The sequence below is a fragment of the Arthrobacter sp. NicSoilB8 genome, from assembly GCF_019977355.1.
GTDB lineage: Bacteria > Actinomycetota > Actinomycetes > Actinomycetales > Micrococcaceae > Arthrobacter.
Genome location: NZ_AP024655.1, coordinates 1,220,828 through 1,246,305, shown reverse-complemented (window position 1 = coordinate 1,246,305; position 25,478 = coordinate 1,220,828). Strand labels below are relative to the sequence as shown.

18 protein-coding genes are annotated in these 25,478 nt (G+C 67.9%); 13 read left to right on the top strand and 5 right to left on the bottom strand.

Annotated features, from left to right (window positions below; all coding sequences use genetic code 11):
• Positions 1–93: 93 nt before the first annotated feature.
• From LDO15_RS05605 to LDO15_RS05555, 10 genes are all read left to right on the top strand, one after another.
• On the top strand, positions 94–1,284 hold the full coding sequence (locus LDO15_RS05605) for an ROK family transcriptional regulator (RefSeq protein ID WP_223984868.1): 1,191 nt from the start codon (positions 94–96) through the stop codon (positions 1,282–1,284).
• Between the two features lie 130 nt (positions 1,285–1,414).
• The gene (gene mmsA / locus LDO15_RS05600) at positions 1,415–2,971 is read left to right on the top strand and encodes a multiple monosaccharide ABC transporter ATP-binding protein (RefSeq protein WP_223984865.1); all 1,557 of its coding nucleotides are present in this window, start codon (positions 1,415–1,417) and stop codon (positions 2,969–2,971) included.
• Between the two features lie 54 nt (positions 2,972–3,025).
• Positions 3,026–4,294 carry a multiple monosaccharide ABC transporter permease gene (gene mmsB, locus LDO15_RS05595; protein ID WP_223984862.1) on the top strand — a complete coding sequence of 423 codons (1,269 nt, stop codon included), beginning with the start codon at positions 3,026–3,028 and terminating at the stop codon, positions 4,292–4,294.
• A 72-nt stretch (positions 4,295–4,366) separates the two neighbouring features.
• The gene (locus LDO15_RS05590; protein WP_223984858.1) at positions 4,367–5,470 is read left to right on the top strand and encodes a sugar-binding protein; all 1,104 of its coding nucleotides are present in this window, start codon (positions 4,367–4,369) and stop codon (positions 5,468–5,470) included.
• 311 nt (positions 5,471–5,781) lie between these two features.
• On the top strand, positions 5,782–7,215 hold the full coding sequence (locus LDO15_RS05585) for an FtsX-like permease family protein (protein ID WP_223984855.1): 1,434 nt from the start codon (positions 5,782–5,784) through the stop codon (positions 7,213–7,215).
• Positions 7,216–7,217: 2 nt separating this feature from the next.
• Positions 7,218–7,925 carry an ABC transporter ATP-binding protein gene (locus LDO15_RS05580; RefSeq protein ID WP_223984852.1) on the top strand — a complete coding sequence of 236 codons (708 nt, stop codon included), beginning with the start codon at positions 7,218–7,220 and terminating at the stop codon, positions 7,923–7,925.
• Positions 7,926–8,156: 231 nt separating this feature from the next.
• The gene (locus LDO15_RS05570) at positions 8,157–9,227 is read left to right on the top strand and encodes a Gfo/Idh/MocA family oxidoreductase (RefSeq protein ID WP_223984850.1); all 1,071 of its coding nucleotides are present in this window, start codon (positions 8,157–8,159) and stop codon (positions 9,225–9,227) included.
• A 2,132-nt stretch (positions 9,228–11,359) separates the two neighbouring features.
• On the top strand, positions 11,360–12,655 hold the full coding sequence (locus LDO15_RS05565; RefSeq protein ID WP_223984849.1) for a serine/threonine-protein kinase: 1,296 nt from the start codon (positions 11,360–11,362) through the stop codon (positions 12,653–12,655).
• Positions 12,652–13,176: a mucin-associated surface protein gene (locus LDO15_RS05560; protein WP_223984847.1), complete on the top strand. Its 525-nt coding sequence runs from the start codon at positions 12,652–12,654 to the stop codon at positions 13,174–13,176. The genes LDO15_RS05565 and LDO15_RS05560 overlap by 4 nt, the downstream gene beginning before the upstream one ends.
• Before the next feature lie 128 nt (positions 13,177–13,304).
• Positions 13,305–13,886, top strand: a complete 582-nt coding sequence (locus tag LDO15_RS05555) for an SRPBCC family protein (RefSeq protein ID WP_223984846.1) — start codon at positions 13,305–13,307, stop codon at positions 13,884–13,886.
• Between the two features lie 196 nt (positions 13,887–14,082).
• Here LDO15_RS05555 and LDO15_RS05550 read toward each other — a convergent pair whose 3' ends face one another.
• Positions 14,083–16,305 carry an NADP-dependent isocitrate dehydrogenase gene (locus LDO15_RS05550; protein WP_223984844.1) on the bottom strand — a complete coding sequence of 741 codons (2,223 nt, stop codon included), beginning with the start codon at positions 16,303–16,305 and terminating at the stop codon, positions 14,083–14,085.
• A 244-nt stretch (positions 16,306–16,549) separates the two neighbouring features.
• On the opposite strand from LDO15_RS05550, the gene LDO15_RS05545 reads away from it, so the two are divergent.
• Entirely contained in the window at positions 16,550–17,566 is a 1,017-nt protein-coding gene (locus LDO15_RS05545) for a hypothetical protein (RefSeq protein WP_223984842.1), read from the top strand.
• Between the two features lie 966 nt (positions 17,567–18,532).
• Here LDO15_RS05545 and purH read toward each other — a convergent pair.
• Positions 18,533–20,218 carry a bifunctional phosphoribosylaminoimidazolecarboxamide formyltransferase/IMP cyclohydrolase gene (purH, locus tag LDO15_RS05540; protein ID WP_223984840.1) on the bottom strand — a complete coding sequence of 562 codons (1,686 nt, stop codon included), beginning with the start codon at positions 20,216–20,218 and terminating at the stop codon, positions 18,533–18,535.
• Positions 20,219–20,378: 160 nt separating this feature from the next.
• Here purH and LDO15_RS05535 point away from each other — a divergent pair, with 160 nt between their 5' ends.
• Positions 20,379–21,731, top strand: a complete 1,353-nt coding sequence (locus LDO15_RS05535) for an MFS transporter (protein ID WP_223984838.1) — start codon at positions 20,379–20,381, stop codon at positions 21,729–21,731.
• A 94-nt stretch (positions 21,732–21,825) separates the two neighbouring features.
• Here LDO15_RS05535 and LDO15_RS05530 read toward each other — a convergent pair whose 3' ends face one another.
• Together LDO15_RS05530 and purN are read right to left on the bottom strand one after the other, a co-directional pair.
• A complete protein-coding gene (locus tag LDO15_RS05530) occupies positions 21,826–22,758 on the bottom strand; it encodes a hypothetical protein (protein ID WP_223984836.1) in 933 nt (310 codons plus the stop codon).
• Positions 22,759–22,942: 184 nt separating this feature from the next.
• Positions 22,943–23,521 (bottom strand): phosphoribosylglycinamide formyltransferase, encoded by a 579-nt coding sequence (gene purN, locus LDO15_RS05525; RefSeq protein ID WP_223984833.1) that lies wholly within the window; start codon positions 23,519–23,521, stop codon positions 22,943–22,945.
• Between the two features lie 39 nt (positions 23,522–23,560).
• On the opposite strand from purN, the gene LDO15_RS05520 reads away from it, so the two are divergent.
• Positions 23,561–23,989 (top strand): hypothetical protein, encoded by a 429-nt coding sequence (locus tag LDO15_RS05520; RefSeq protein WP_223984830.1) that lies wholly within the window; start codon positions 23,561–23,563, stop codon positions 23,987–23,989.
• Between the two features lie 11 nt (positions 23,990–24,000).
• Here LDO15_RS05520 and LDO15_RS05515 read toward each other — a convergent pair whose 3' ends face one another.
• Complete coding sequence (locus tag LDO15_RS05515; protein WP_263428347.1) at positions 24,001–25,320, bottom strand: DUF6350 family protein; 1,320 nt, start codon at positions 25,318–25,320, stop codon at positions 24,001–24,003.
• Positions 25,321–25,478: the final 158 nt, after the last annotated feature.

Here is a 25,478-nt window from a genome sequence, read left to right as displayed (position 1 = left end):
CCGCGGGCCCGTCGCGTCCCCTGAAACCGGGGCTGCCGTTATCAATGCGTTAACTTCTTGACTACAAGCCGCCGATGCGTCACGCTTCATAGCATGCCCTCACCAACGCGCTCAACGAGGAGCCGAACCAAGAACCCGGGATCGCAGTCCGCCCTCCGGCATCTGAACCAGCAGCGGATCATCGAATGCCTCCTCGCGGGCCCTTCCACGCAGGCGGAACTGGCCCGCCAGACGGGCCTCTCCACGGCCACGGTTTCGAACATCGTCAAGATCATGCAGGACGCCGGGCTGGCATCCACCGAGCCGATCACGAGCTCCGGCCGGCGCGCGCTGAACGTGCGGCTCAACAGCAACGGGGCCGTCGCCGTCGGGATCGACTTCGGCCGGCGCCACCTGCGCGTGGTGCTGGCCTCGCTTAGCTACCACGTCATTGCCGAGGAGTCGGTCCTGCTCCCCTTGGGCCACCATGCCGAGGAGGGGATCCAGGCCGCCGTCGGCGTGCTGGACCGGCTGCTCGCAGAAAGCGGCGTGGAGCGCAGCGCCCTGGTGGGTGCCGGCGTCGGAATTCCCGGTCCCATCGACCGCCGCACCGGCACCGTGGCGCAGGGCGCGATCCTGCCCGAATGGGTGGGCATCAACATCCTCCAACGCCTCGAAGAAGCGCTTGACCTGCCCGTATTCGTCGACAACGACGCCAATCTGGGCGCCCTCTCCGAGGTCACCTGGGGCCCGCACAGCGGCATCAGCAACTTGATGTTCCTCAAGATCGGCTCAGGCATCGGCGCCGGGCTGATCCTCAACGGCGTCCCGTACTACGGCAACGTCGGCATCACCGGCGAAATCGGCCACGCCACCATACACGAGCACGGGCTGATCTGCCGCTGCGGGAACCGCGGCTGCCTGGAAACCATCGCGTCCACCACCACCATGATCGAGCTCCTAAGCCGCGGCGAGGACCGGCCGCTCACGCCCGGGGACATCGTCCGGAAGGCCCTGGAACGGGACTCCGCGACGCTGCGCGTGGTGGACGACGCCGGCCTCGCGGTCGGACGCGCCCTGGGCAACGTGGCGAACCTGATCAACCCCGAAGTCATTGTGGTCGGCGGCCCGCTGGCGGGACTCGGCGAACTCCTCCTGGACCCGATCCGGCGAGGCCTGATCCGCCACGCGGTGCCGGTCATCGGCGAGACAACCACCCTCACGATGTCGTCCCTGGGCGACCGTGCGGAGGCCCTCGGGGCCACGGCTTTGGTCTTCCAGCACGCCGGAATCAGGCGCAACTAACCATTTCGTTATCCGCCCGTTGCGTTAAAGACTTGACGACAAGGGCGTGATCCAGTTTACTTTTCCATCAGACGGCCCTGCGGTTTGCAGGGGCGGACAACGAAGTCATGCATTGGAGGCGTAAGGGCAGATGACGTCCCTCAACACGCACAGTGATCCGCTAATCCTCGAGATGCGATCCATCACCAAGGAGTTCCCCGGCGTTAAAGCTTTGGCCGATGTGAACCTGCGGGTGAAGGCCGGCGAGATCCACGCCATCTGCGGTGAGAACGGCGCCGGGAAGTCGACCCTGATGAAGGTGCTCTCCGGGGTTTACCCGTACGGGACCTACACGGGCGACATCGTGTATCAGAACGAGGTCCAGGAGTTCAAGGACATCCGCGCCAGCGAGCACGCCGGCATCGTGATCATCCACCAGGAGCTCGCGCTCATCCCGGAACTGTCGATCATGGAGAACATCTTCCTCGGCAACGAGCCCACCAAGCGCGGCGTGATCGACTGGGCCGAGGCCCGGAAACGGTCCACCGAGCTGCTGGCCCGGGTGGGGCTGCGCGAGGACCCGGACACCCCCATCAAGGAAATCGGAGTCGGCAAGCAGCAGCTGGTCGAGATCGCCAAGGCGCTGAACAAGTCGGTCAAGCTCCTGATCCTGGACGAGCCCACGGCGGCGCTGAACGAGTCCGATTCCCAGCACCTGCTGGACCTCATGCTGGGCCTGAAGGGCCGCGGGATCACCTCGATCATCATTTCCCACAAGCTCAACGAGATCGAACAGATCGCGGATGAGATCACGATCATCCGGGACGGGAAGTCGATTGAGACCCTGAACGTCAAGGCCGACGGCGTCGACGAGGACCGGATCATCAAGGGCATGGTGGGCCGGACGCTGGAATCCCGGTTCCCGGACCACGAGCCGAAGATCGGCGAGGTCCTCTTCGAGGTGAAGAACTGGAACGTCGGGCACCCGCAGATCCAGGACCGCCTGGTGTGCAAGAACTCCAGCTTCTTCGTCCGCCGGGGCGAGATCGTCGGGTTCGCCGGGCTGATGGGGGCCGGGCGCACCGAGCTGGCCCGCTCCGTGTTCGGCCGCTCCTACGGCCGCTTCATTTCCGGCCATGTTTATAAGGACGGGAAGGAACTGCAGCTCAAGAACGTCCGCCAGGCGATCGACGCCGGGCTGGGCTACGTCACCGAGGACCGGAAGTCCCTGGGCCTGAACCTGCTCGATGACATCAAGGCCACCACGGTCTCGGCGAACCTGCGCAAGATCAGCAAGCACTTCGTGGTCGACGAGAACAAGGAATACGCGGTCGCGGAGGAATACCGGAAGTCGCTGCGGACCAAGACGCCCTCCGTGGAGGAAGGCGTCGCGAAGCTCTCCGGCGGCAACCAGCAAAAGGTTGTCCTGGCCAAGTGGATGTTCACCGACCCGGACGTGCTGATCCTGGACGAGCCCACCCGCGGGATCGACGTCGGCGCCAAGTACGAGATCTACGGCATCATCCAGAATCTGGCCAACCAGGGCAAGGCTGTGATCGTCATTTCCTCGGAACTGCCCGAGCTGCTGGGCCTCTCGGACCGGATCTACACGATCTTCGAGGGCGCCATCACCGGCGTGCTGGACAAAGACCAAGCCAGCCAGGAAAGCCTCATGAAACTCATGACGTCCGCCCGCAAATCCGCCTGATCCTTTGGGACCAAACAGAACAATCCGAACACCCCGGACACAAGGACTGAAACAATGAACGCGCTCAAGAAGCTCTTTGGCGGCAACACCCGCCAATTCGGCATGATCTTCGCCCTGGTTGCGCTGATCGTGTTCTTCGAGATTTTCACGGAGGGCCGCACGCTCACGCCGGGCAACGTCATCAACCTCTTCAACGGCAACTCCTACATCCTGATCCTCGCCATCGGCATGGTGCTGGTCATCATCGCCGGACACATCGACCTCTCCGTCGGCTCCGTCGCGGCCTTCGTGGGCGTCTGCGTGGCCCTCTTCATCCGCGACTGGGGCCTGCCCTGGTACGTCGGGATCCTGCTCGGGCTGCTGCTGGGCGTCGCGATCGGGGCCTGGCAGGGATTCTGGGTGGCCTACGTCGGCATTCCCGCGTTCATTGTCACGCTCTCGGGCATGCTGATCTTCCGCGGCGCCAACCAGTTCGTCGGCAAGTCCAACACCATCCCGGTCCCGGGCGACTTCCAGTACATCGGCTCCGGCTATCTGCCCGAGGTCGGCCCGAAAACCGGGTACAACAACCTCACCCTGCTGCTGGGCCTGCTCGCGGTCGCGTACGTGATCTTCAGCGAGATCCGCTCCCGCCGCAACGCCAAGGCCCTCGGCGCCGAGGTCCCCGAGGCCTGGGTCAGCATCCTCAAGCTCGTCCTGGTCTGCGGCGCCATCCTCTACGCCACGTACCTGTTCGCCACCGGCCGGCCCGGCACCTCCTTCCCCATCCCGGGCCTGATCCTGGCCGTCCTGATCCTGATCTACGGCTTCATCTCCTCCAAGACCGTTATCGGCCGCCACATCTACGCCGTCGGCGGCAACCGGCACGCCGCTGAGCTCTCCGGCGTGCAGTCCAAGAAGGTCAACTTCCTGGTCATGATGAACATGTCCGTCCTCGCCGGACTCGCCGGCATGATCTTCGTCGGCCGCTCCACCGCCTCCGGCCCGTTCGACGGCGTCGGCTGGGAACTGGACGCCATCGCGGCCGTCTTCATCGGCGGCGCCGCGGTCACCGGCGGCGTGGGCACCGTGATCGGCTCGATCATCGGCGGCCTGGTCATGGCCGTGCTGAACAACGGCCTGCAGCTGCTCGGCGTCGGCGCCGACCTCACCCAGATCATCAAGGGCCTGGTGCTCCTGATCGCCGTCGCGTTTGACGTCTACAACAAGTCTCAGGGCAAGAAGTCCGTCATCGGCATGCTCATGAAGAACTTCGGCCGCAGCAGCGAAATCAAAGCGGACGAAACCACCCAAACCAAAGAGGTCATCTCGAGGGGGATCTGATCTGGTCCCCCGTTACCCACGACCCACGACCCACAATTCTCCCCACACCACCAAAAGAAAGTGAACCAAGCAATGCGAATGATTGGTAAAGCAGGAAAGGCAGCAGCAATCGCTGCTATTGCGGCACTGGCGCTGACAGCCTGCGGCCGTTCCGACACCGGAACTACCGGCGGTTCCTCCTCCGGCGGCGAAGCGTTCCCGAAGGGCTCCTCGATCGGCGTCGCACTGCCCCAGAAGACCTCGGAAAACTGGGTCCTGGCGGAGCAGCTGTTCAACGACGGCCTCACCAAGGCCGGCTACAAGCCGGACGTCCAGTTCGCCAACGGCGGCGTTTCGGATCAGCAGAACCAGATCAGCGCCATGATCACCAAGGGCGACAAGGTCATCATCGTCGGCGCCATCGACGGTGCGCAGCTGGGCACCCAGCTCAAGCAGGCCAAGGACGCCGGCGCCACCATCATCGCCTACGACCGGCTGCTCCTGAACACCGAGAACGTGGACTACTACGTGGCCTACGACAACTACAAGGTCGGTGTGCTCCAGGGCCAGGCCCTGCTGGAAGGCATGAAGGCCAAGAAGCCGAGCGGCCCGTACAACATCGAACTCTTCGCAGGTTCCCCGGATGACGCCAACGCGAAGGTCTTCTTCGACGGCGCCATGAGCGTGCTGAAGCCGAAGATGGACGACGGCACCCTGAAGGTCCTCTCCGGCCAGACGAGCTTCGAGCAGGCCGTTACCCAGGGCTGGAAGGCCGAGAACGCCCAGAAGCGCATGGACACCCTGCTCGCCGGCACCTACGGCAGCGCCTCGCTCGACGGCGTGCTGTCCCCGAACGACACCCTGGCCCGCGCGATCATCACCTCCGTCAAGGCCGCCGGCAAGCCGATCCCGGTTGTCACGGGCCAGGACTCCGAGGTTGAGTCCGTCAAGTCCATCATGGCGGGCGAGCAGTACTCCACCATCAACAAGGACACCCGCGCGCTCGTTGAGCACTCGATCGTCATGGTCAACGACATCCAGGCAGGTAAGAAGCCGGAGATCAACGACGACAAGTCCTACAACAACACGGTCAAGGTTGTTCCGGCGTACCTGCTGGAGCCGGTCATCGTGACCCAGGCCAACGTCCACACTGCCTACGTCAACGATCCGGTACTCGGCCCGATCACCAAGCAGTAGTTCTTTATCTAGGCACAAGATCTAGGCACAAGCCGCCCAGGCGCAAGCCAACTCGGCGCAAACCAGACAACAGAGCCCCGGCTCTCCCGCAAGGGAGGGCCGGGGCTCTGTTGTGCCCCGGACCGGGCCGGCTCCGGCAGGTTCCGGCAGGCCGCGGGCCTCCGGCCGGCCGGCACTGGCAGGCACTGGCCGGCACTTCACAGCGGAGACATAGCTTCGCCGGGAGGTTCGCACAGCAGCCCGTACCACTGTGGGAGCAGCCGCCGGGCATTCCGTCCGGCAAGAGACACCCAAGAAAAATTAGGAGTATCGTGAGCGTTCTTGCCCGGAGTGTAGGCAACGCCTTTCGAAACAAGGTCAGGACGGCCGCTGTGGTGGCCGTGCTGGCCGTCGCCATCGGACTTGCCCTGGCCATGCTCGTGGCCAATCAGGCCGTGACCGGCAAGGTCGCCGAGCTGAACGCCTCGGTAGGCACTGTCCTGACCGTAAATCCGGCCGGCGGCCAGGGTTTCGAAGGCGGCGGCGAGCCGCTGACCTCGGCGCAGGCGGCCACCGCGGCGGCCGTCCCCAACGTCAGCAGCGTGGTCGGCACCAAGGCACTGCGCCTGCGCAACGCCGCTGACATTGCGGCCGAAGCGGCGTCCGGTCGGACAGGCCAGGGCGGCCCTGGCGGGCAGTCGGCCACCACCGTCACCACGAGCCTCAAGGCCGCCGTCGACGCCGGGACGCTCGGCAACCGCAACCAGGCCACCTCCGGCACCTCAGGGACGTCCGGGGCCACCGGGACCAGCACCACCCAGGCCGCACCGGCGTTCTCACTGCCCGTCACCGCCACGGGCATCGGGGCCGAGGTGGACTCCACCGGCAAGGCCCTCCAGCTGACCCAGGGCACCGGACTGGGCGACTACACCGCCGCGTCCACCGGCGCCCTGCTGGGCACCACCTTGGCCGAGAAGAACGGCCTCAGCGTGGGCTCGGCGTTCACCATCCAGGACCAGACCTTCACCGTCAAGGGACTGTTCGACGCCGGCACCGCCTTCGGCAACAACGCCCTCTACGTGACCCTTCCGACCGCCCAGACCCTCGCCGCGCTGCCGGACGAACTCTCCACCATGATCGTCACGGTCAACAGCATGGAAAACGTCGACGCCGCCAAGACCGCCCTGCAGGCAGCGCTCGGCTCCGACAAGGCGGACGTCACGCAGGGCCAGCGGAATCTTGAGACGGCCGTCAGCTCGCTGGACAGCGTGAAGAATATTTCCTTCATCGCCTTCGTCGCCGCCCTGGGGACCGCCGGCCTGATCATCCTCCTGATCATGGTCATGCTGGTCCGCGAACGCCGCCGGGAGATCGGCGTCCTGAAGGCCATCGGCGCCCCGAACCGCACCATCGGCCTGCAGTTCGTGCTGGAGGCCCTCGTGCTGGTGGCCCTCGGCAGCGTGGTGGGCGCCGCCGTCGCCTCCTTCGCCAGCGGCGGCATCGCCAGCGCCCTGATCAGCTCAAGCAGCAGCACCACGAGCGCGGCAGCGACCGGTCAGCGCGGCGGGCCCGGCGGCTTCCCGGGCGGCCAGGGCGGTCCCCTCGGCGGGGCCAGCCAGCTCCTGACTTCCGTGACGGCGAGCGCCTCCCCCGGCGTCATCGCCGCAGGCATCGCCGCGGTCTTCGGCGTCGCCATCATCGGCGCGCTCGTCCCGGCGCTGCTGACCGCACGCATCCGTCCCATCGAAGTCCTCCGAGGAGAATAGCCATGATCGAAGTCAAGAACCTGGTCCGCACGTTCAAGTCCGGCGACCGGACCATCAAGCCCGTCAACGACGTCAGCTTCGAGCTCGAACAGGGCACGCTGGCCTCGATCGTGGGCAAGAGCGGCAGCGGCAAGAGCACCCTGCTGTCCCTGCTCGGAGCCCTGGACAAGCCCACCAGCGGCGATGTGGTGGTCAACGGCGTGAGCCTGGCCAGCATGCCGGACGGGAAGCTGACCAACTACCGGCGCCGGGACATCGGCTTCGTGTTCCAGCAGTTCAACCTGATCCCGAACCTCTCGGCCGTGGACAACGTGATGCTGCCGATGGAGTTTGCCGGCGTGCGCAAGGCCGTCCGGGCCGAGCGTGCCCGGGCGCTCCTCGAACAGGTCCAGCTTGACCCGGACAAGCACGTGCGCCGCATCAACCGGCTCTCCGGCGGCGAGCAGCAGCGGGTGGCGATCGCGCGGGCCCTGGCGAACGAACCCAAGCTGATCCTGGCCGACGAACCCACCGGCAACCTGGACGAACAGACCGGCGAGCACATCATCGAACTGCTCAGCGCGCTCAGCCGAGACCACAACACCACCATCCTGGTGGTCACCCACGACCGCTCTCTGGCCAATAAGACGGACCGGCGGTTCCGGCTCCAGCAGGGCCGCCTCACGGAGGAAACGGCCAAGACCCGTGCGACGGCGTCCGTAACCGGCTGATCCCGGACGGCGCCGGGTCGTGACGGGGTCCGGGATCCCGTCCCGGTGACGCACCCGGCGTCGGGCGCTGGCCGGGCCTCCCGGCGTCGGGCGCTGGCCGGGCTCCCGGCGTCGGGCGCTGGCCGGGCCTCCCGGCGTCGGGCGCTGGCCGGGCCTCTCGGCGTCGGGCGCTGGCCGGGCGCTGGTCCGGCGTTAGTCCGGGTGGAGGCAACAGGGTGAGAAGATGGCACCATGTCTGCCCTCATCGCGAAGCCGTGGCTGTTCACCCAGCCGGACCAGGATCCCCGCACAGCCACCGGCGCCAGGCTGCGCTGGGGCATCATCGCCACCGGCGGGATCGCCGCCGCGGTCACCCGCGATCTCGAACTCCTGGCGGATGCGGAGCTGTATGCCGTCAGTTCCCGCACCCAGGCGGCGGCCGACGCGTTCGCGGCCGACTACGGCTTTGTCCGCGCCTATGGTGACCACGACGGCGTGAGTGGTTATGACCGCCTGCTGGCGGATGCCGCCGTCGACGTCGTCTACGTCGCCACGCCGCACGCCCGCCACCACGAAATTGCCCTGGCCGCCCTCAACGCCGGCAAGCATGTGCTCTGCGAGAAGGCCCTCACCATCAACGCCCGGGAGGCCGCCGAGCTGATCGCGGTGGCCCGGGACAACGGTTTGTTCCTGATGGAGGCGGTGTGGAGCCGGTTCCTGCCCAGCATGCAGCGGGCGTTCGAGATCGCCGCGTCGGGCGAGATCGGTGCGGTCAAATGGGTGGGCGCGGACCTCGGCTTTCCGGCGCCGTATTCACCCGGTTCCCGGCTCTGGGCGCCCAAGGACGGCGGCGGCGCCCTCCTGGACCTGACCGTCTATCCGCTGCTCTGGGCCCTCGGCACGCTGGGGTTCCCGCAAACGGTCAGCGCCACCGGCTGGCTCAATGACGACGGCGTCGACGCGCAGAACGCCCTGACGCTCGGCTACCACCACGGCGCCCAGGCCCAGCTGACCTCGTCCCTGCTGGCGCACGGACCCCGCACCGCAACCGTCGCCGGCAGCGAGGGCTTCCTCCAGACCACCGGCTCCATCAACAACCCGAAGGAACTGCTGGTCAGGATCGGCTTCGACGATCCCCGCACGGAGCAGTTCACGGTGGTGGGGCGTGGCTACACCTACGAGCTCCGCGAGGTCACGCGGTGCATCCAGCAGGGACTCACCGAGAGCCCGGTCATGCCGCTGGAAGACTCCCTGAACACCATGCGGCTCTTCGACGGCGTACGCGCGCAACTTGGTGTGAGCTACCCTAACGACGCCCACTGACCACGCCCCGCGGGCAACAAGACTTCGCAGATAGCGAGTGTCTCGGTATGCGTACAGTTTCCGTTCCGCTCTGGACTCGCCCACCGGGGCCGACTTACCCTGTAGGCATTCATCCGGTCGTCCTGAAGCGGGGGTGTGCGCATGGCTCCAGCAGCAGCGACCTCCCGCACGAGCCGAACCCTGCGCCCCTTGCGCCGCGTTCTCCTGGCCGCCGTCGCCGGCGCCGCGTGGCTGACGCTCTCCGCGACCGCCGCACAGGCAGATGACCCGATCATTTTCTACGGGGCCGCCGGCGGCACCGGTGGCAGCGTGGCTGGGGCCGATTTCGCGGACGCCGACGACTTCCCGGTTCCCCTCCTCGAGGGAGCACAGGTATCCCTCGACGCCGGGCCGGCCCCGGCGGGCACGTGGGCGGCGGGCGCCGTTCCGGGCCCGAGAATACCCGTTGCGGACATTGAACCGGACGTCGCGCCGGATGTGGCGCCTGCCGCGGCTCACGTAACTGCCTTCCAACCCGCAGCCGCTGTACCGGAGCCCGCTAATGCCGTTCCGGATGCGCCGCCGTCCGCGACTGATCCGGCGGCGACCGGTTCAGCACTTCCCGCGCAAGGGATCGCGCCGCCGGCAACTGTGCCCTTGGTCGACCCTGCCGCGCCCCTTCCCGTGCCAGTGGTCCCGGCCCCCGCCGGCCCGTCCCCCGCAGCGCCGGGTGCGGAACCCACAGGTCCGGACCCCGCCCTCCCGGACCCTGGAGGTCCGGACCCCACACTTCCGGACTCCACACTTCCAGAGCCCGGCATTGTTCCGCCGCTTGTGGACCCCGGAACCTCAGTTCCCGAGCCGACCGGTCCTCTCCCCGGCGACCCCGCGGCGGTGCCGCCGGGCGGCGGCGTCCTTCCGGGCGACGTACCGGCGGAGGCCCCGGCGATAACTCCGGCGGCTGCGGACGGCGCTTCCCCACCGGCAGACAGTGCCACTGCGGGCACCGCAACATCAGGCACCGCCACATCAGGCACCGCCAATTCAGGCACTGCGACATCAGGCACTGCAAAGTCCAACACCGCCAAGGCATCACGACCGGAACCGCCGGCTCCTGCTCCACCCGGTTCCGAGGCGGCCGCCGCACTCGCGGCATACCGTCTCCCCGCCTCCCTGCCGGCGAGTTACCCGTGGCTGGTGCCTGGATCCCCGGCGGCCGCTCCTGTCCCGACCGGGGCTGCCCCTCCGGCGAAACCGCCGGCCGGGACGGGTGAACCGCCCGCTCCCGCCGGAGACCCGGGTCCGGGTCCCTGGCATGGCGGCACGGGCCTGCCCGCGCCCGATGCACTCCCTCCTGCTCCGGGGTCCGGGTCTGGCAGCGGGAACTCTGCGAATGGGCCTGCCGGAACGGCGGCATGGATGCCCAGCCTGTGCTTCTACGTGCCCACAACGGGGGCTGACCCCATCGGCGGTCCGCTTCAGCACGAGTACGCCGCCGTTTGCGCCGATCCCGGTTCTTCTCCTGACTAGTCGGGCCGTCTCTGCCTCCACAGAGCACGGCCCGTCGGGCTGCCTTGGCCGCCCGTTTACAGTCACCCAGGAGATCTCCCCATGGACTCGACCGTCCACCGCCGGGTATCCGGCACCCCATTTCCCAACGGGCTAATCCCGCCAGCGCCGCCGATGTCCGCGGCCCCGCCGTCCGGCCCATCACCCGCGGTGCCTTCACCTTCCGTGCCCTCACCACTTGCGGCCTCGCCCGCTGTGCCTTCTCGTTCTGTGCCCTCATCTTCCGTGGCCACAATGTCCACTTCCAGGCCGGCAGGAAGCGTGCTGCGCACCCCGCCGACTCCGGAGCGCTCCGGTCCGCATCCGCGCCCGGGATGCAAGCCCCGCCCGCCGTAACGCACTCACCGCTCCCGCCGAAGTCCTGTAACCGCCGGAGCGAGGTCGTTGGGTCCGCTGGGGGACCGAACGGCCATTACTGGCTCCGGCGGCAGGGCTTCCGCGGATGAGCAACAGGTCAAGCAATGAGGGCCGTCGCGTGCTGCGGCCCGATCGGACCCAAGCGGCGCGGTAAGGAGGCGTATACCCGGCCCCGTATTATTCTTTAGGAGCGCCGTCGGGGTGCATAGGGAAGGTACGGGGACATCGTGGACAGTTCGGCCAACAGCGTCGCGGCGGAGCCTTTAGGCGGCCGCTATCAGCTGGGGGACGTGATCGGCCGGGGCGGCATGGCCTCGGTCTACACCGCCAAGGACCTGAACCTGGGCCGGGACGTGGCCCTGAAACTCTTCGCACCTCAGTCGGCCGATCCGGACGAGCTTCGCCGCCAGGAGGCCGAGATCGAACTCCTGGCTACCCTCAACCATCCAAGCCTGGTGACATTGTTCGACGCCGGGACGGACACCCGGATTCCCGACGAGCCCCGGCCCTTCCTGACCATGGAGCTCGTGGACGGCCAGGACCTGCGGACCCGGATCCGCCACAGTCCGCTGCCGCTGGACGAGTTGGCCGTGGTCGGTGCCGGGATCGCCGACGCCCTCGCCTACATCCACACCCTCGGCATCGTCCACCGGGACATCAAACCGGCCAACATCCTCCTGGTGCCGGTCCGGCCGGGAGAGCCGCTTCGACCCAAGCTCACAGACTTCGGCATCGCCCGCCTGATCGACGGGACCCGGCTTACGGCCACGGGAACCATGGTCGGAACAGCCGCCTATCTCAGTCCGGAACAGGCCCGCGGCGCCGATCTCGGGCCGGCGAGCGACATCTATTCCCTGGGACTGGTTCTGCTCGAATGCCTCAAAGGCGACGTGGAGTATCCGGGCAGCGCCGTCGAATCCGCCGTCGCGCGGCTGCACCGCGCCCCCGCAATTCCGGACGCAGTCCCGGCCGAGTGGGCCCGGCTCATCCGTGCCATGACTGCCCTCGATCCGCTGGACCGCCCCTCGGCTGGCGAGCTCGAGGCAGCCTTGCGCTTTGCCCTCGTTTCCCCCGGGTCCTTGCCGGGCCCCGTCAAAGAGGCGCCCACCCGTGTGCTGCCGACCCCGCCGTCGAGGCCCCGCCGGCCGCCCGGGCACGGGCTCGCCGCAGAGACACGCCCGCTGAACCTGCCGGATCCCCAGGCTCTGCCGCGGAGGCCACGCCGCCGCCCCTCCGTTTCCCCCTCGTCCCCCTCTTCTCGCTTTCCCCGCTTTTCCCGTTCTTCCGGCCTTCTCCGCTTTTCCCGCTTTTCCCGCTTTCCTTCCGCAGCCGCCTGGTTCGCCCGGGCCCGGCTCCGCACACGCCTGGCTGTGGCGTTGGCCGCGGTGGCTGTCCTCGCCGTGGGGGCGGCGGTCGGGCTCACGCTCTCCACTCCGGACGCTCCCGACGTCGTCCCCTATCCCGCCGTCACAGGTCCGCTCGGCGACCACCTGAAAGACCTCCAGAAGAGCGTGGAGCCATGAGCCGACGTTTAATCACCCGCCCAACCACCCGCCGGGACCGCGGCGGCCCCGGCTCCCGGACCCCCGCGGCACTCCTGGCGGGAATGCTGCTGGCCGGGGCGCTGGCAGGCTGCGGCGCCCCCGCCCCCGAGTTGGACCGCGACGCCGCCAAGCAGCTGCAATCCGAGGTCCTGTCGGTCAGCCAGGCCGCGGCAGCCAACGACCCCGCCGGCTCCCTGAAGCTCCTTGACCGGCTCCTGACCCGGCTGGATGCCGCCGCCTCCAGCGGCGACGTTTCCTTTAAACGCCACCAGAGCATCAAGTCAGCGATCGACGCCGTCCGGGCGGACCTTGCCGCGCAGCAGGCGGCCGCCGAACGCGCCGCGGCAGAACAAGCGGCCGCGGCAGAACAAGCGGCCGCGGCGCAGGCGGCTGCGGCAGCTGCCGCCGCGCAAGCACCAGCAGCCCCCGCCCCCGTCGTTCCGGCCCCCGCCCCGGCGAACGGCGGCAAGGCCAAGGGGAAGGAAAAGGGGAAGGGCTGATCCGCCGTCGTCTTCGTCAGCCTGCTTACTATTTCGGCTGAAGCCCGCTAGCGTGGAGGAACGGCGTAGTGCCGGTCAACGACAAGAATTGCGGACTGCCGTCCGCCAATCGAAGGAGTGACGCCTGCATGGCAACTGTTCAGGAATCCATCGAAGTCAATGTTCCGCTGAGCCAGGCCTACAACCAGTGGACGCAGTTCGAGGAATTTCCGCTCTTCATGAGCGGTGTGGAATCCGTCAGTCAGCTGGACGACACCACTGTCCATTTCAAGACCAGCATCGGTGGGGTCCGGCGCGAATACGACGCGCGGATCACCACGCAGGAGCCGGACCAGCGTGTGTCGTGGGAAAGCCTTGACGAACCACGGAACGCCGGTACGGTCTGGTTCGAGGACCTCGGCGACGTCGGAACGAATGTAAACGTCGAGCTGACCTGGGAGCCGGACTCGGCCACAGAAAAGCTCGGCGCGGCCATCGGCCTTGATTCCCGTCAGGTTGCGGCCGATCTGAAGAGATTCAAGCAGTTTATCGAAGAGCGCGGCGCCGAGACCGGCGGCTGGCGCGGACGCGTGGACGGCGTCGCGCCGGGCGCCGCCACCGCCGTGCCGCTCCAGGAGGAAGTGGGCTTCGGGGAGCCCGCCTTCCAGCGCGTGGACGCCGATCCCGATATTGCCCCCCGGCCGCCGTTCGGCCAGGACCAGCAGCGCTGACCCGGCGATTGCACTGACCCTGCGATTGCACTGATCCGGCGCGTGGTTTGCCTTTCCGGACGGGCAGCAGAACGCCCCGCTTCCCTTCCGGGAGGCGGGGCGTTCTGCGTGACCGCTACTGCTGCCGCGGTGCTGCGGTGCTGCGGTGCTGCGGTGCTGCGGTGCTGCGGTGCTGCCTTAATGATGCGGCGGAGGGCTACTTGGTCAGCATCCCGAGGACTTCGCTGAACGTCGCCGAGGGGCGCATGACCGCTGAAGCCTTGGCCTCGTCCGGCCGGTAGTAACCGCCGAGGTCCACCGGGGATCCCTGCACCGCGAGGAGTTCACCGGTGATGGTGTCCTCGCTGGAATTCAGGGCTTCGGACACGGCCGCGAAGGCCGCGGCGAGCTCGGCGTCGTCGTTCTGGCGGGCCAGCTCCTGGGCCCAGAACTTGGCCAGGTAGAAGTGGCTGCCGCGGTTATCCAGCTCGCCGGCCTTGCGCTTCGGGGACTTGTCCTCCAGCAGGAACGTGCCGGTGGCACGGTCCAGGGTGTCGGCCAGGACCTGGGCGCGGGCGTTGCCGGTGGTGGTGGCGAGGTGCTCGAAGCTCACGGCGAGGGCGAGGAATTCACCCAGGCTGTCCCAGCGCAGGTGGTTTTCCTTCAGCAGCTGCTGAACATGCTTCGGGGCGGATCCGCCGGCGCCGGTCTCGAACAGGCCGCCGCCGTTGATGAGCGGAACCACCGAGAGCATTTTGGCGCTGGTGCCGAGTTCCAGGATCGGGAAGAGGTCCGTGAGGTAGTCGCGGAGCACGTTGCCGGTCACCGAGATGGTGTCCTGGCCCTTGCGGAGGCGTTCGACCGTGAAGGCCGTGGCCTCGTCCGGGGACATGATGGCGATCTCAAGGCCCTCGGTGTCGTGGTCCTTGAGGTATTCCTCCACCTTGGCGATCATCCGGGCGTCGTGGGCGCGGCCCTTGTCCAGCCAGAAGACGGCGGGCGTGGCGGAGGCGCGGGCGCGGGTGACGGCCAGCTTGACCCAGTCGCGGATCGGCACGTCCTTGGTCTGGCAGGCGCGCCAAATGTCGCCCGGGGCGACCTGGTGCTCGATCAGCACGGTGCCGGCGTCGTCGACGATCTGGACAATGCCGGCGGACTGGATCTCGAACGTCTTGTCGTGGCTGCCGTATTCCTCGGCGGCCTGGGCCATGAGGCCGACGTTCGGGACGGTGCCCATGGTGGTGGGGTCGAAGGCTCCGTGGGCGCGGCAGTCGTCGATGACAACCTGGTAGATGCCGGCGTAGCTGCTGTCCGGGAGGACGGCCAGCGTGTCGGCCTCCTGCCCGTCGCGGCCCCACATGTGGCCGGAGCTGCGGATCATGGCCGGCATCGAGGCGTCGACGATCACGTCGGAGGGCACGTGCAGGTTGGTGATGCCCTTGTCGGAGTCGACCATGGCGAGTTCGGGGCCGTCGTTAAGGCCCTTCTCGATGGCAGCCTGGACGTCGCCGCGGATCTCCTCCGGGAGGTCCTGGAGGCCGTTAAGGATGGAGGCGAGGCCGTTGTTCGGACTCAGGCCGGCGGCGGCGATCTGCTCGCCGTAGGTGGCGAAGAGGTCGGCGAAGTAGGCCTTGACGACGTGGCCGAAGATGATGGGGTCGGAAACCTTCATCATGGTGGCCTTCAGGTGGGCGGAGAACAGCACGCCCTCGGCCTTGGCCCGGGCCACCTGGGCGGCCAGGAATTCATCCAGCGCAGCGGCGCGCATCACGGTGCCGTCGATGACCTCGCCGGCCAGGACCGGGAAGGCACGCTTGAGGACCTTGACAGTGCCGTCTTCCTTGACGAGCTGGATCTTGATGTTGGTGTCGGCCTCGATGACCACGGACTTCTCGTTTGAACGGAAGTCGTCGGCCTCCATGGTGGCCACGTTGGTCTTCGACTCCGGAGACCACGCGCCCATGCTGTGCGGGTTCTGGCGTGCGTAGTTCTTAACCGAGAGCGGGGCGCGGCGGTCCGAGTTGCCTTCGCGCAGGACCGGGTTCACGGCCGAACCCTTGATCTTGTCGTAGCGGGACCGGATGTCCGTTTCCTCATCGGATGAGGGGTTGTCCGGGTAGTCCGGCAGCGCGTAGCCCTGGCCCTGGAGTTCGGCGATTGCAGCCTTCAGCTGGGGCACGGACGCGCTGATGTTGGGCAGCTTGATGATGTTGGCTTCCGGCGTCTTGGCGAGGGCGCCAAGCTCGGCCAGGGCGTCGCTGACGCGCTGCTCCTCGGTGAGGTAGTCGCCGAATGCGGCGATGATGCGGCCGGCCAGCGAGATGTCGCGGGTCTCCACTTCCACACCGGCCGTCGAGGCGAACGCCTCAATGATCGGCAAGAACGAATAGGTGGCCAGCATCGGCGCTTCGTCGGTGTGGGTATAGATAATCTTTGCCATTGCGCGGGCGTCTCCCTGAAGGTCTGGGTATTTCCGGAATCTTGTGTTATCTCAACACCCCTAACTTACCCGAGGTGCCCCCGTTGGCGCCTACCGGCGTCGTGCGCGGGCGGGTGCATGACACCCCGGCGCGGCATAACAAGAATTGACAAATGACTTTACAGATTAGTCAAACTGCCGTAGTTTCGTTCCCATCCTGCGGCCGCCACGGGCGGCCGCCTCGCTTTCCATCGGTTAGGACACCATGAGAACACCCAAGACTCTGGCCACCAGCCTGCTGACTTTTTCGGCCGCCGCCCTGCTGGCCCTGAGTGCCGCGGGGGCGGCCGCTGCCTCCCCCGCGCCGGCCAAGGCGCCGGCATCCGCCTCCGATGTCTCCAGCCATACCGTCACGGAGACGGGCACGGCTGACTACTGGACCGCCGAGCGCATGCGCAACGCCGTTCCCGGTGACGTCCTGGCGGACAGGGCCCTGAAGCGCAACGCCACCTCCGCCAAGTCCGCGGCGGCACCGCTGGAGGGTGCCGCCCCGAGCATGGTCGAGGCGGCGGCTCCGAGCCTTCAGTCGAAGGCGCAGCAGTCGCAGACTTTGCAGACCAAGACCAACGCGAGCGAGTCCCCTGTCCCGCACATCGGCAAGGTGTTCTTCACCCTTGGCGGGACCAATTACGTGTGCTCCGGCAACTCGGTCTCCTCCGGCAACAAGAGCACCGTCTCCACGGCCGGGCACTGCGTCAATGAGGGCCCGGGCGCCTTCGCCACCAAGTTCACGTTCGTCCCGGCGTACCTCAACGGCGCCGCCCCGTACGGCAAGTGGACGGCCAAGGCCCTCTACGCCCCCACCCAGTGGAGCTCCTCTGGCGACATGACCTACGACACCGGCTTCGCCGTGATGTCCACGCTCAACGGCCAGTACCTGAGCGATGTGGTGGGCGGGTCCGGGCTGCAGTTCAACGCCGCCCGCGGCCTGAGCTACAAGTCCTTCGGCTACCCCGCCGCCGCGCCCTTCAACGGGGAATCCCTCAAGAGCTGCTCCGGCACCGCCACCAACGATCCCTACAACCCGCAGTTCAACACCCAGGGGATCCCCTGCAACATGACCGGCGGCTCCTCGGGCGGTCCGTGGTTCATCGGCACCAGCTCTTCCGGCTACCAGAACTCCATCAACAGCTACGGTTACGGCAGCAACTCCACCAAGATGTACGGCCCGTACTGGGGCAGCGTCATCCAGCAGGCCTACACCACCGCGGCCGCTTCCTAGCCCGATCCGCACGAGCCTGGCTGACCTCAGGCTCGTGCGGACGGTTTTCGAGCTTGTCCCGGCTTACTCTGCCCCCGGCTGTTTACTTCCGGTGTGCGCAGCCCGGATTTCTCTGCCCCCGGCTGTGTACTGCAGCACTCCAGCCGCATCAACTGCAGCTTCGTCTATCCCAGGCATCAGGTACCCCAGCGTGGGGTCACTTTCGGCCCGTCTCCAGCAGAGGGGAAGGTCCGCGGTGGCCCCGCGTTGGTGCTTAAGGCGCCACGGCGGCGCCCCACCCCTGGACATGTCCTCCGCGCAGGTCAGGGCATGGACATATTCCCCATATGCCCACTCCTAGCCACGAAAAATGAGCATGTTCCGCGGGAAGAATGAGCATCTCCCCGGACTGGGCCGTCAGCCCAACCCTTGGCACTAAGAATGAGCATCTCCCCCGGGGACTTGACCGCCGGCCTACCGCGGCCCACAAAGAATGAGCATGCCCCCAGGACGACATGACCACCAGCCCAGCCCTGCGCAAAGAACGAGCATCTCCCCCGGACTTGGCCGTCAGCCCACCGCGGCCCACAGAGAATGAGCACGTCCCCGCCAAGAAGGAACTGCTCCCCCACCTGGCGCCAGCCCGCTGCTGTCACAAACATTGAGCATGTCCTTGCAGCTGGACTCAAAAGCCTGCGCATGCGCCCGAGCTCACCGAACATGCCCTCCGCGCAGGTCAAGGCCTGGACATATTCCGCATATGCCCACTCCTGGCCACGAAAAATGAGCCTGCTCCGCGGGAAGAATGAGCATGTCCCTTTAGGGACTAGTTCACCGCCGCTTGCCCAACACGTCGCACAAAAAATGGACATGTCCTCGGGGTGGGAGGGCATGTCCATTCTTTGTGCTGATCGTTCGTGCGGCTACTTGTCTGGCAGGCGCCGAGCAAACGGCCGTGCCGACGTAAAACGCCCTAGTGGAAGAGCCCTAGTGGAAGAAGTGGCGGGCGCCTGTGAAGTACATGGTGATGCCTGCGGCGTTGGCTGCGGCGATGACTTCCTCGTCGCGGACGGAGCCGCCGGGCTGGACCACGGCACGCACGCCGGCGTCGATCAGGATCTGCAGGCCGTCGGCGAAGGGGAAGAACGCGTCCGAGGCCGCCACCGCGCCGCGGGCACGCTCGGGTGCTTCGGACGCGTCGGTGCCGGCCGCGCCGCCGGCGGCGTCGACGTCGGACTCCACAGTGACGCCGAGCGTGTTGGCTCGCTCAACCGCGAGCTTGCAGGAATCGAGCCGGTTGACCTGGCCCATGCCGATGCCGACGGCGGCACCGTTGTCCGCGAGCAGGATGGCGTTGGACTTGGCGGCGCGGCAGGCGGTCCAGGCGAACGCGAGGTCGGCCAGGGTGGCGGCATCGGCGGCCTCGCCCGCGGCGAGGGTCCAGTTGGCGGGGTTGTCGCCCTCGGCGTCGACCTTGTCCGTGGCCTGCACCAGCATGCCGCCGGAGACCTGGCGGAACTCGGTCGGGTAGCGGCCGTATCCCTCGGGCAGGGCCAGGAGGCGGATGTTCTTCTTCTTGGACAGGATCTCCACGGCCTCGTCCTCGAAGCCCGGTGCGATGACGACCTCCGTGAAGATGCCGGCGACGGTGCGGGCCATGCCGGCGGTGACCGTGCGGTTCGAGGCGATGACGCCGCCGAACGCGGACACGGGATCGCAGGCGTGTGCCTTGGCGTGGGCATCGGCAATCGGGTCGGCCGCGGAGGCGGACCCCACAGCCACGCCGCACGGGTTGGCGTGCTTGATGATGGCGACGGCGGGCTCGGCGAAGTCGAATGCGGCGCGCAGGGCGGCGTCGGCGTCGACAAAGTTGTTGTAGCTCATGGCCTTGCCGTGCAGCTGGTCGGCCTGGGCGATGCCGGCCGGGGCGGCCCGGTCCACGTACAGCGCGGCCTGCTGGTGCGGGTTTTCGCCGTAACGCAGGACCTCGGAGCGTTCCAGGGCCAGGCCGGCGTAGGCGGGCCAGTCGATCACGCCGTCGCCGTCCTCGTCGAGGAACTGGCTGGCCGTCCAGGTGGCCACGGCGGTGTCGTAGGACGCGGTGTGCGCGAATGCCTTGGCGGCGAGCCGGCGTCGGGTCTTCAGGTCAAAGCCGCCCGAGGCGGCCGCCTCCACCACGGAACCGTAGGACGCCGGGTCCACCACGATCGCGACGGCGGCGTGGTTCTTCGCGGCCGAGCGCACCATTGCGGGGCCGCCGATGTCGATCTGCTCGACGACGTCGTCCGGCGCCGCGCCGGACTTGACGGTCTCCACGAACGGGTACAGGTTGACGACGACGAGGTCGAACGGCTCGATCTCCATGTCCGCCAGCGTCTGCATGTGCGCCGGGACGCGGCGGTCGGCGAGGATGCCGCCGTGCACGCGCGGGTGCAGGGTCTTGACGCGGCCGTCCAGCATTTCCGGCGAACCGGTGACTTCTTCGACTTCCTGCACGGGGATGCCCGCGGCGGCGATCTTCTTGGCCGTGGAGCCGGTGGAGACGATCTTGACGCCGGCGTCGTGCAGGCCCCGGGCGAGCTCCTCCAGACCGGTCTTGTCGTAGACCGAAATCAGTGCCCGGCGGATGGGCACTCGGTCAATGGATACACGGTCAAGCTGCGTGAAGCTCACAAAAGTCTCCGTCTTATGTCGCGGCGGGCCGCGGGTGGTGGGGATGCGGCCAGTTTATCGCGTCCGGGCCCTCTGCCTTCCACGGGGCTGCCCGCGCGCCGGAGTGTGAAGCACGCACCGGCCGCGCCCGGGCCACGTAGAGTTTTCCCAGGAGGCGATGATGAACACGTACACCACTGTGCCCAGCGGCGAACAGGTGGTCCAGGAACTGCCGTGGCGGTGGAAGGTCCAGGGCCGGATCTTCCTGATCGGCGGCCTGGGCTTCATGTTCGATGCCTGGGACGTCACCCTCAACGGCATCCTCATTCCGCTGCTGTCCAAGCACTGGTCGCTGAGCCCGGGCGACGCCGCCTGGATCGGCACGGCGAACCTGATCGGCATGGCCCTGGGCGCCTTTGTCTGGGGCACCATCGCGGACACGATCGGGCGCAAGAAGGCCTTCACCGCGACCCTGCTGATCTTCTCAATCTTCACCGTGCTCGGCGCGGTCTCCCCCGATTTCACGTGGTTCGTCGTGTTCCGCTTCCTGGCCGGGTTCGGCCTGGGCGGCTGCATCCCCGTGGACTATGCGCTGGTGGGCGAGTTCACGCCCCGCAAACAGCGCGGCCGCGTGCTCACCGCGATGGACGGCTGGTGGCCGATCGGCGCCGCCCTCTGCGGTTTCGTCTCCGCCGGGCTGGTCGCGGCCTTCGCGGACTGGCGGCTGACCATGCTGGTCATGGTGCTCCCGGCGCTGCTGGTGTTCTGGATCCGCCGCAGCGTCCCGGAATCCCCGCTGTTCCTGATCCGCAAGGGCCGCCGCGACGAGGCCGCCAAGGTGATCGACGGCCTGGTCGAGGCCACCGGCGCCGAGCCGCGGGTCTACAGCCTGCCCGCCCCGCAGGACGCGCCCCGCCTCTCCGCGGGCAGCGCATGGACGCAGTTGCGCGCGCTCTGGCAGTTCAACTGGAAGATCACGACGGCGGCGTGGGCCCTCTTCTTCTCCATCCTGCTGGTCTACTACCTCTCGCTGACGTGGATGCCGCGGATCCTGATCGGCGCCGGGTTCGAGGAGTACAAGGCGTTCCTCACCACCGCGTCCATGGCCGCCGTCGGGCTCCTCGGCGTGGTGGTGGCGGCACTGCTGGTGGAGCGGGTGGGCCGCAAGTGGATCCTGGCGATCACCGGCCCCTTGTCCGCGCTGACGCTGGTGATTGTGGCGATCGTGGTGGACATCCCGACGGCGGCCGTGTTCTGGCTGCTCGTGTTCGGCTTCGTGGTGCAGGTGGCCATCCCGGTCCTGTACGCCTACGTCTCCGAGCTCTACCCCACCGAGCTGCGCAGCTCAGGCTTCGGCTGGGCCTCGACGTTCTCGCGGCTCGGCGCCGGGTTCGGGCCGCTGGTCTTCGCGGCGTTCCTGTGGCCGGAGCTGGGCCTGGCGACCTCCTTCGCCCTGGCCGGCGGGCTCGTGCTGCTGTCCGTGCTGTGGATGGCGTTCTTCGCCCCTGAAACCAAGCAGCGCCGGCTCGAGTAGCCCTCCCCTCCCCCTGAGCCCCCTCCCGCGTCCCTCTCCCAACTGGCTCGCAGCAGGGGCCGTTTTGAGCGCTCAAAACGGCCCCTGCTGCGAGTTAGTTGGGCTGCCAGCCACGGGAGGTGAGCGCGGCGCGGACCTTGGCGACGGCGGCGCGCGCGTCATTCTCCATGTGCCGCTTCGAGATCCGGACCAGGATCCAGCCAGCACCGGAGTAGTCCTCTTCCCTCGCGATGTCGCGGATAACCTGGGCCGCCTCGGAATGCCCGGCGCCCTCGTACTCCACAGCAACCCGGTGCTCCCGGTACGCGAGATCAGGTTGACGCACGACGCCGGAGCGCAGGACCGTGCCCACGTTCAGTTCCGGTTCCGGCAAACCTCTTCGGCAGAGGGCAAGCCGGAGCCTCGTCTCGGGAGCCGAGTCCGCACCGATCCGGGCCTGATCCAAGGCGAGCCGCGCCTTGCGGATGCCGGGCGTGCCCTTGTGCCGGTCCAGCATCTCGGCCAAATCTCCAGGACTGGCATATGGCTCCGCCCGGGCTTCAAATTCAGGCCGAGGGCGGCGCAACAGGTGGTCCGCCACCACGGTCAGCTCATCAACACTCATCTTCCGGGCGCAGTCCAGCCACGTCCTGGTCCGAGTGGTGACCAGCGCACCGTCGACCCTGGTGATTTCGTCGGCGAAGAATTGCCCGACGTGGCCGATCACGCCCCTGCGCCGCGGTATTGCCATCGTGTCCGGACGGGAAATGTGGATGCCGGGGGCATCGGCGCCCGGGAGGAAGCCCGGAAACTCCCAGATCAGGAAGGCGGTCGCGTGGGAGGCCGCCGAGCACTGGGTCACAAGGGTGAGGGGCCGCGCATGGAATGTCAGTTCAGCGGGAAGTTCTGACGGCAGCCGGATCCCGCGGCTTGGCAAGTGCAGGGAGCGATGCTTGAGCCGGCGCCGGCTGACCCCGGCGTCGACGGCTTCCCTGACGGTGAACGGCGCCGAGCCGAGCGGGAACGGGAGCGGCCGGGGTGTCTTCATCGACCCATCGTCGCAAAACCGGGGCTGCCCCGGAGAGTTATCCACAGGCCGCCGCCCGTCACCCCAACTGACTAGCAGCAGGGGCCGTTTTCAGCGCCCAAAACGGCCCCTGCTGCGAGTCAGTTGGGGCAGGCGGGGTGGGGCAGGCGGGGTGGGGCAGGCGGGGTGGGGCAGGCGGGGTGGGTCAGACGGGGGCGTGCTGGGCTGCGGCGAGGGAGGCCAGGGTGGAGACCAGGAGCCGGCGCTCCACCACCTTGATGCGCTCGTGCAGGGATTCCTCGGTCTCGCCGTCCTCGACCGCCACGGCTTCCTGGGCGATGATGGGGCCCGTGTCCACCCCGGCGTCGGCCCAGTGCACCGTGCAGCCGGTGACCTTCACGCCGTAGGCCAGGGCATCGCGGACTCCGTGGGCGCCGGGGAAGGACGGCAGCAGCGCCGGGTGCGTGTTGAGGTATTTGCCGCCAAACGCGTCGATGAAGCCCGCGCTGACAATCCGCATGAAGCCCGAGGACACCACAACGTCGGGGGCATACGCGGCCACCGCCTCGGTCAGCGCCGCATTCCAGGCCGCCCGGTCCGGGTAGGCCTTGAAGTCCACCACGAACGTGGGAATGCCGGCCGCGGCGGAGCGCTCCACCCCGAAGGTCCCGGGCCGGTCGGCGCCGACGGCGGCGATCTCGACGTCGAGCGCGCCGGACTTCACGGCATCGATAACTGCCTGGAGGTTGGAGCCGGTGCCGGAAACGAGGACAACTATGCGCATGGTCCTAGCTTATGGGGCCGCTCGCGTAGGCTGGAAAACATGAATTCCCCCACGGACTCCGGCGGCGGCGAGCCGGGGCATCCGCGCGGCGCTGCGGCCACAGAATCCCCGCAGCTGACCGCCACCCTGTTCCGGCTGTTCGTCGTCGCGGTGCTCGGCTCGTTCTTCGTCTTCCAGCTCGACGTCAGCTACCTGTGGCTGACGGCCCTTCTCACGGCGGCCGCGATCGTGCTGGGCATTATGCTGCTGATCCGGGCGGTGAAGTACAAGGAATCGCGGCTGGTCCTGTTCGGCGCGATTTCCGGCCTGGTCGTCTCGGCCGTCATGCTGCTGGTGGTCCTGGCCTCGACACTGTTCTTCACCCAGATCCGCGACTACCAGCAGTGCGCCCGCCAGGCCCTGACGGAGCAGGCAACGTCGGCCTGCCGCACGCAACTGGAGAACTCACTGCCTGCACAGGTGCGTTAGCAACAGGTGCGCTAGCGGCTGTTGACCGCTTCGAGATCCGCCTCACGCAGGTGCTGCTGGCGTTCCAGCCAGGGACCGGCTGCGTAACCGATCACGACGCCGATCCCCACTTCCGCGGCCATGAACAGTGCCGTGCGGAGCGGGTCGGGCCCGATGTCCGTCAGCCTCCCGATACCGGCGGAACCGCGGGCCAGCCAGGCAAGTCCGGCCGCGAGCAGCCCGGCGACGGAGCCGATCACCGCGCCGAGCACCAGGGTGGACGCCGCGGCCGTGAACCAGCGGGCCCGGATCTTGATGGACAGCCATTCGTCGAAGTGGTTCTCGCCCTCGCGCAGGAACCACCAGCCGGCCAGCACCCCGGCGAGCGCCGGCACCACGAGGGCCACGAAGCCGAAGTCCAGCGACCCGGACGGCAGCGCGGCGAACACGGGAATCGACGGCAGCGGCCCGACGGCGGTCCCCAGCGGCCCGGCCAGCGAGCCGGCACCCAGGGCGAACCCGGCGCCGGAGATCCAGGCCAGGGCAAAGACCACGAGGTTGGGCAGGAAGCCCAGTTGCGCGATGGTGAGGACGGCCCCGCCGGTGGCACCGGCGTCGAGCCCTTCATAGACGGCGACCACGAGGTTCCAGTGGATGAAGAGGTCGACGGCGAGCAGCGCCGCCGACATCGCCAGGCTCGCCATGAGCGCCACCGATCCGGCCTTGATGGCCGAGCCCAGGTACGAGCCGGCCCAGCGGGAGTGCTGGCTGGTGCGGGAAAGCCACGCCACGGCGTCGACGCCGATCAGACGGCTCCAGGAGCCGGCCTCGCGGCGCGCGCCGACCGCCATGCCGAGCCCGAACGGGATGAGCGGAATCAAGGCGGCGGACCAGAGGCTGATGCCGACGTCGGCCGCGCGGCAGACGAAGCCGGTGGCGATCCCGAACCCCGCATACGCGAGCCACGAGCCGAGCAGCGCCTGCCAGAGCTGATCCGTGTACGAGGCGCGGGCGAGCCGCCGGCCGGCGCGCCAGGCGAGCAGGAACGGGATGAGGGTCAGCCCCAGGGGAACGAGCGAGAGCGCGCCCGATTCCGGGTGCGCCGCGGCCCCGGACCCCGGAGTGTCCAGCAGCAGGGGCACGCCGTGAATCAGCAGCCAGGCCTGGCCGGCCAGGCGGGCCAGCACGTCGAATCCGCTGTGCTGGAACCCGGCGGTGGCCCAGACCGTGACGATCGGCGCCACCACCACGAGGGCGGAGATGACGGCGGCCTGGGCAGACTCGAGGGCGCCCTGCAGCCACAGGGGCATGGGAAGGCCACGTTGTCCGGTCTGATCAGCGCGCAGTTTCATCGAGATCCATGGTGCCACGCGCCCGGCACCGGGCCGGTTTCCGACAGGCACAACGCGCGGATCCGCGGAATTCGCCTGCCCCGGCCGCCGGCGCTTTTTCCACACCCCGGCCGTAAAATTGTAAATGTCCGCAATCAGTGGTTGGAGGCAGAAATGAC

Coding starts and splice junctions, on each gene's coding strand:
- LDO15_RS05605 (WP_223984868.1), top strand. CDS start 94: ATGCCCTCACCAACGCGCTCAACGAGGAGCCGAACCAAGAACCCGGGA.
- mmsA (WP_223984865.1), top strand. CDS start 1,415: ATGACGTCCCTCAACACGCACAGTGATCCGCTAATCCTCGAGATGCGA.
- mmsB (WP_223984862.1), top strand. CDS start 3,026: ATGAACGCGCTCAAGAAGCTCTTTGGCGGCAACACCCGCCAATTCGGC.
- LDO15_RS05590 (WP_223984858.1), top strand. CDS start 4,367: ATGCGAATGATTGGTAAAGCAGGAAAGGCAGCAGCAATCGCTGCTATT.
- LDO15_RS05580 (WP_223984852.1), top strand. CDS start 7,218: ATGATCGAAGTCAAGAACCTGGTCCGCACGTTCAAGTCCGGCGACCGG.
- LDO15_RS05570 (WP_223984850.1), top strand. CDS start 8,157: ATGTCTGCCCTCATCGCGAAGCCGTGGCTGTTCACCCAGCCGGACCAG.
- LDO15_RS05560 (WP_223984847.1), top strand. CDS start 12,652: ATGAGCCGACGTTTAATCACCCGCCCAACCACCCGCCGGGACCGCGGC.
- LDO15_RS05555 (WP_223984846.1), top strand. CDS start 13,305: ATGGCAACTGTTCAGGAATCCATCGAAGTCAATGTTCCGCTGAGCCAG.
- LDO15_RS05550 (WP_223984844.1), bottom strand. CDS start 16,305: ATGGCAAAGATTATCTATACCCACACCGACGAAGCGCCGATGCTGGCC.
- LDO15_RS05545 (WP_223984842.1), top strand. CDS start 16,550: ATGAGAACACCCAAGACTCTGGCCACCAGCCTGCTGACTTTTTCGGCC.
- LDO15_RS05535 (WP_223984838.1), top strand. CDS start 20,379: ATGAACACGTACACCACTGTGCCCAGCGGCGAACAGGTGGTCCAGGAA.
- LDO15_RS05530 (WP_223984836.1), bottom strand. CDS start 22,758: ATGAAGACACCCCGGCCGCTCCCGTTCCCGCTCGGCTCGGCGCCGTTC.
- purN (WP_223984833.1), bottom strand. CDS start 23,521: ATGCGCATAGTTGTCCTCGTTTCCGGCACCGGCTCCAACCTCCAGGCA.
- LDO15_RS05520 (WP_223984830.1), top strand. CDS start 23,561: ATGAATTCCCCCACGGACTCCGGCGGCGGCGAGCCGGGGCATCCGCGC.
- LDO15_RS05515 (WP_263428347.1), bottom strand. CDS start 25,320: ATGAAACTGCGCGCTGATCAGACCGGACAACGTGGCCTTCCCATGCCC.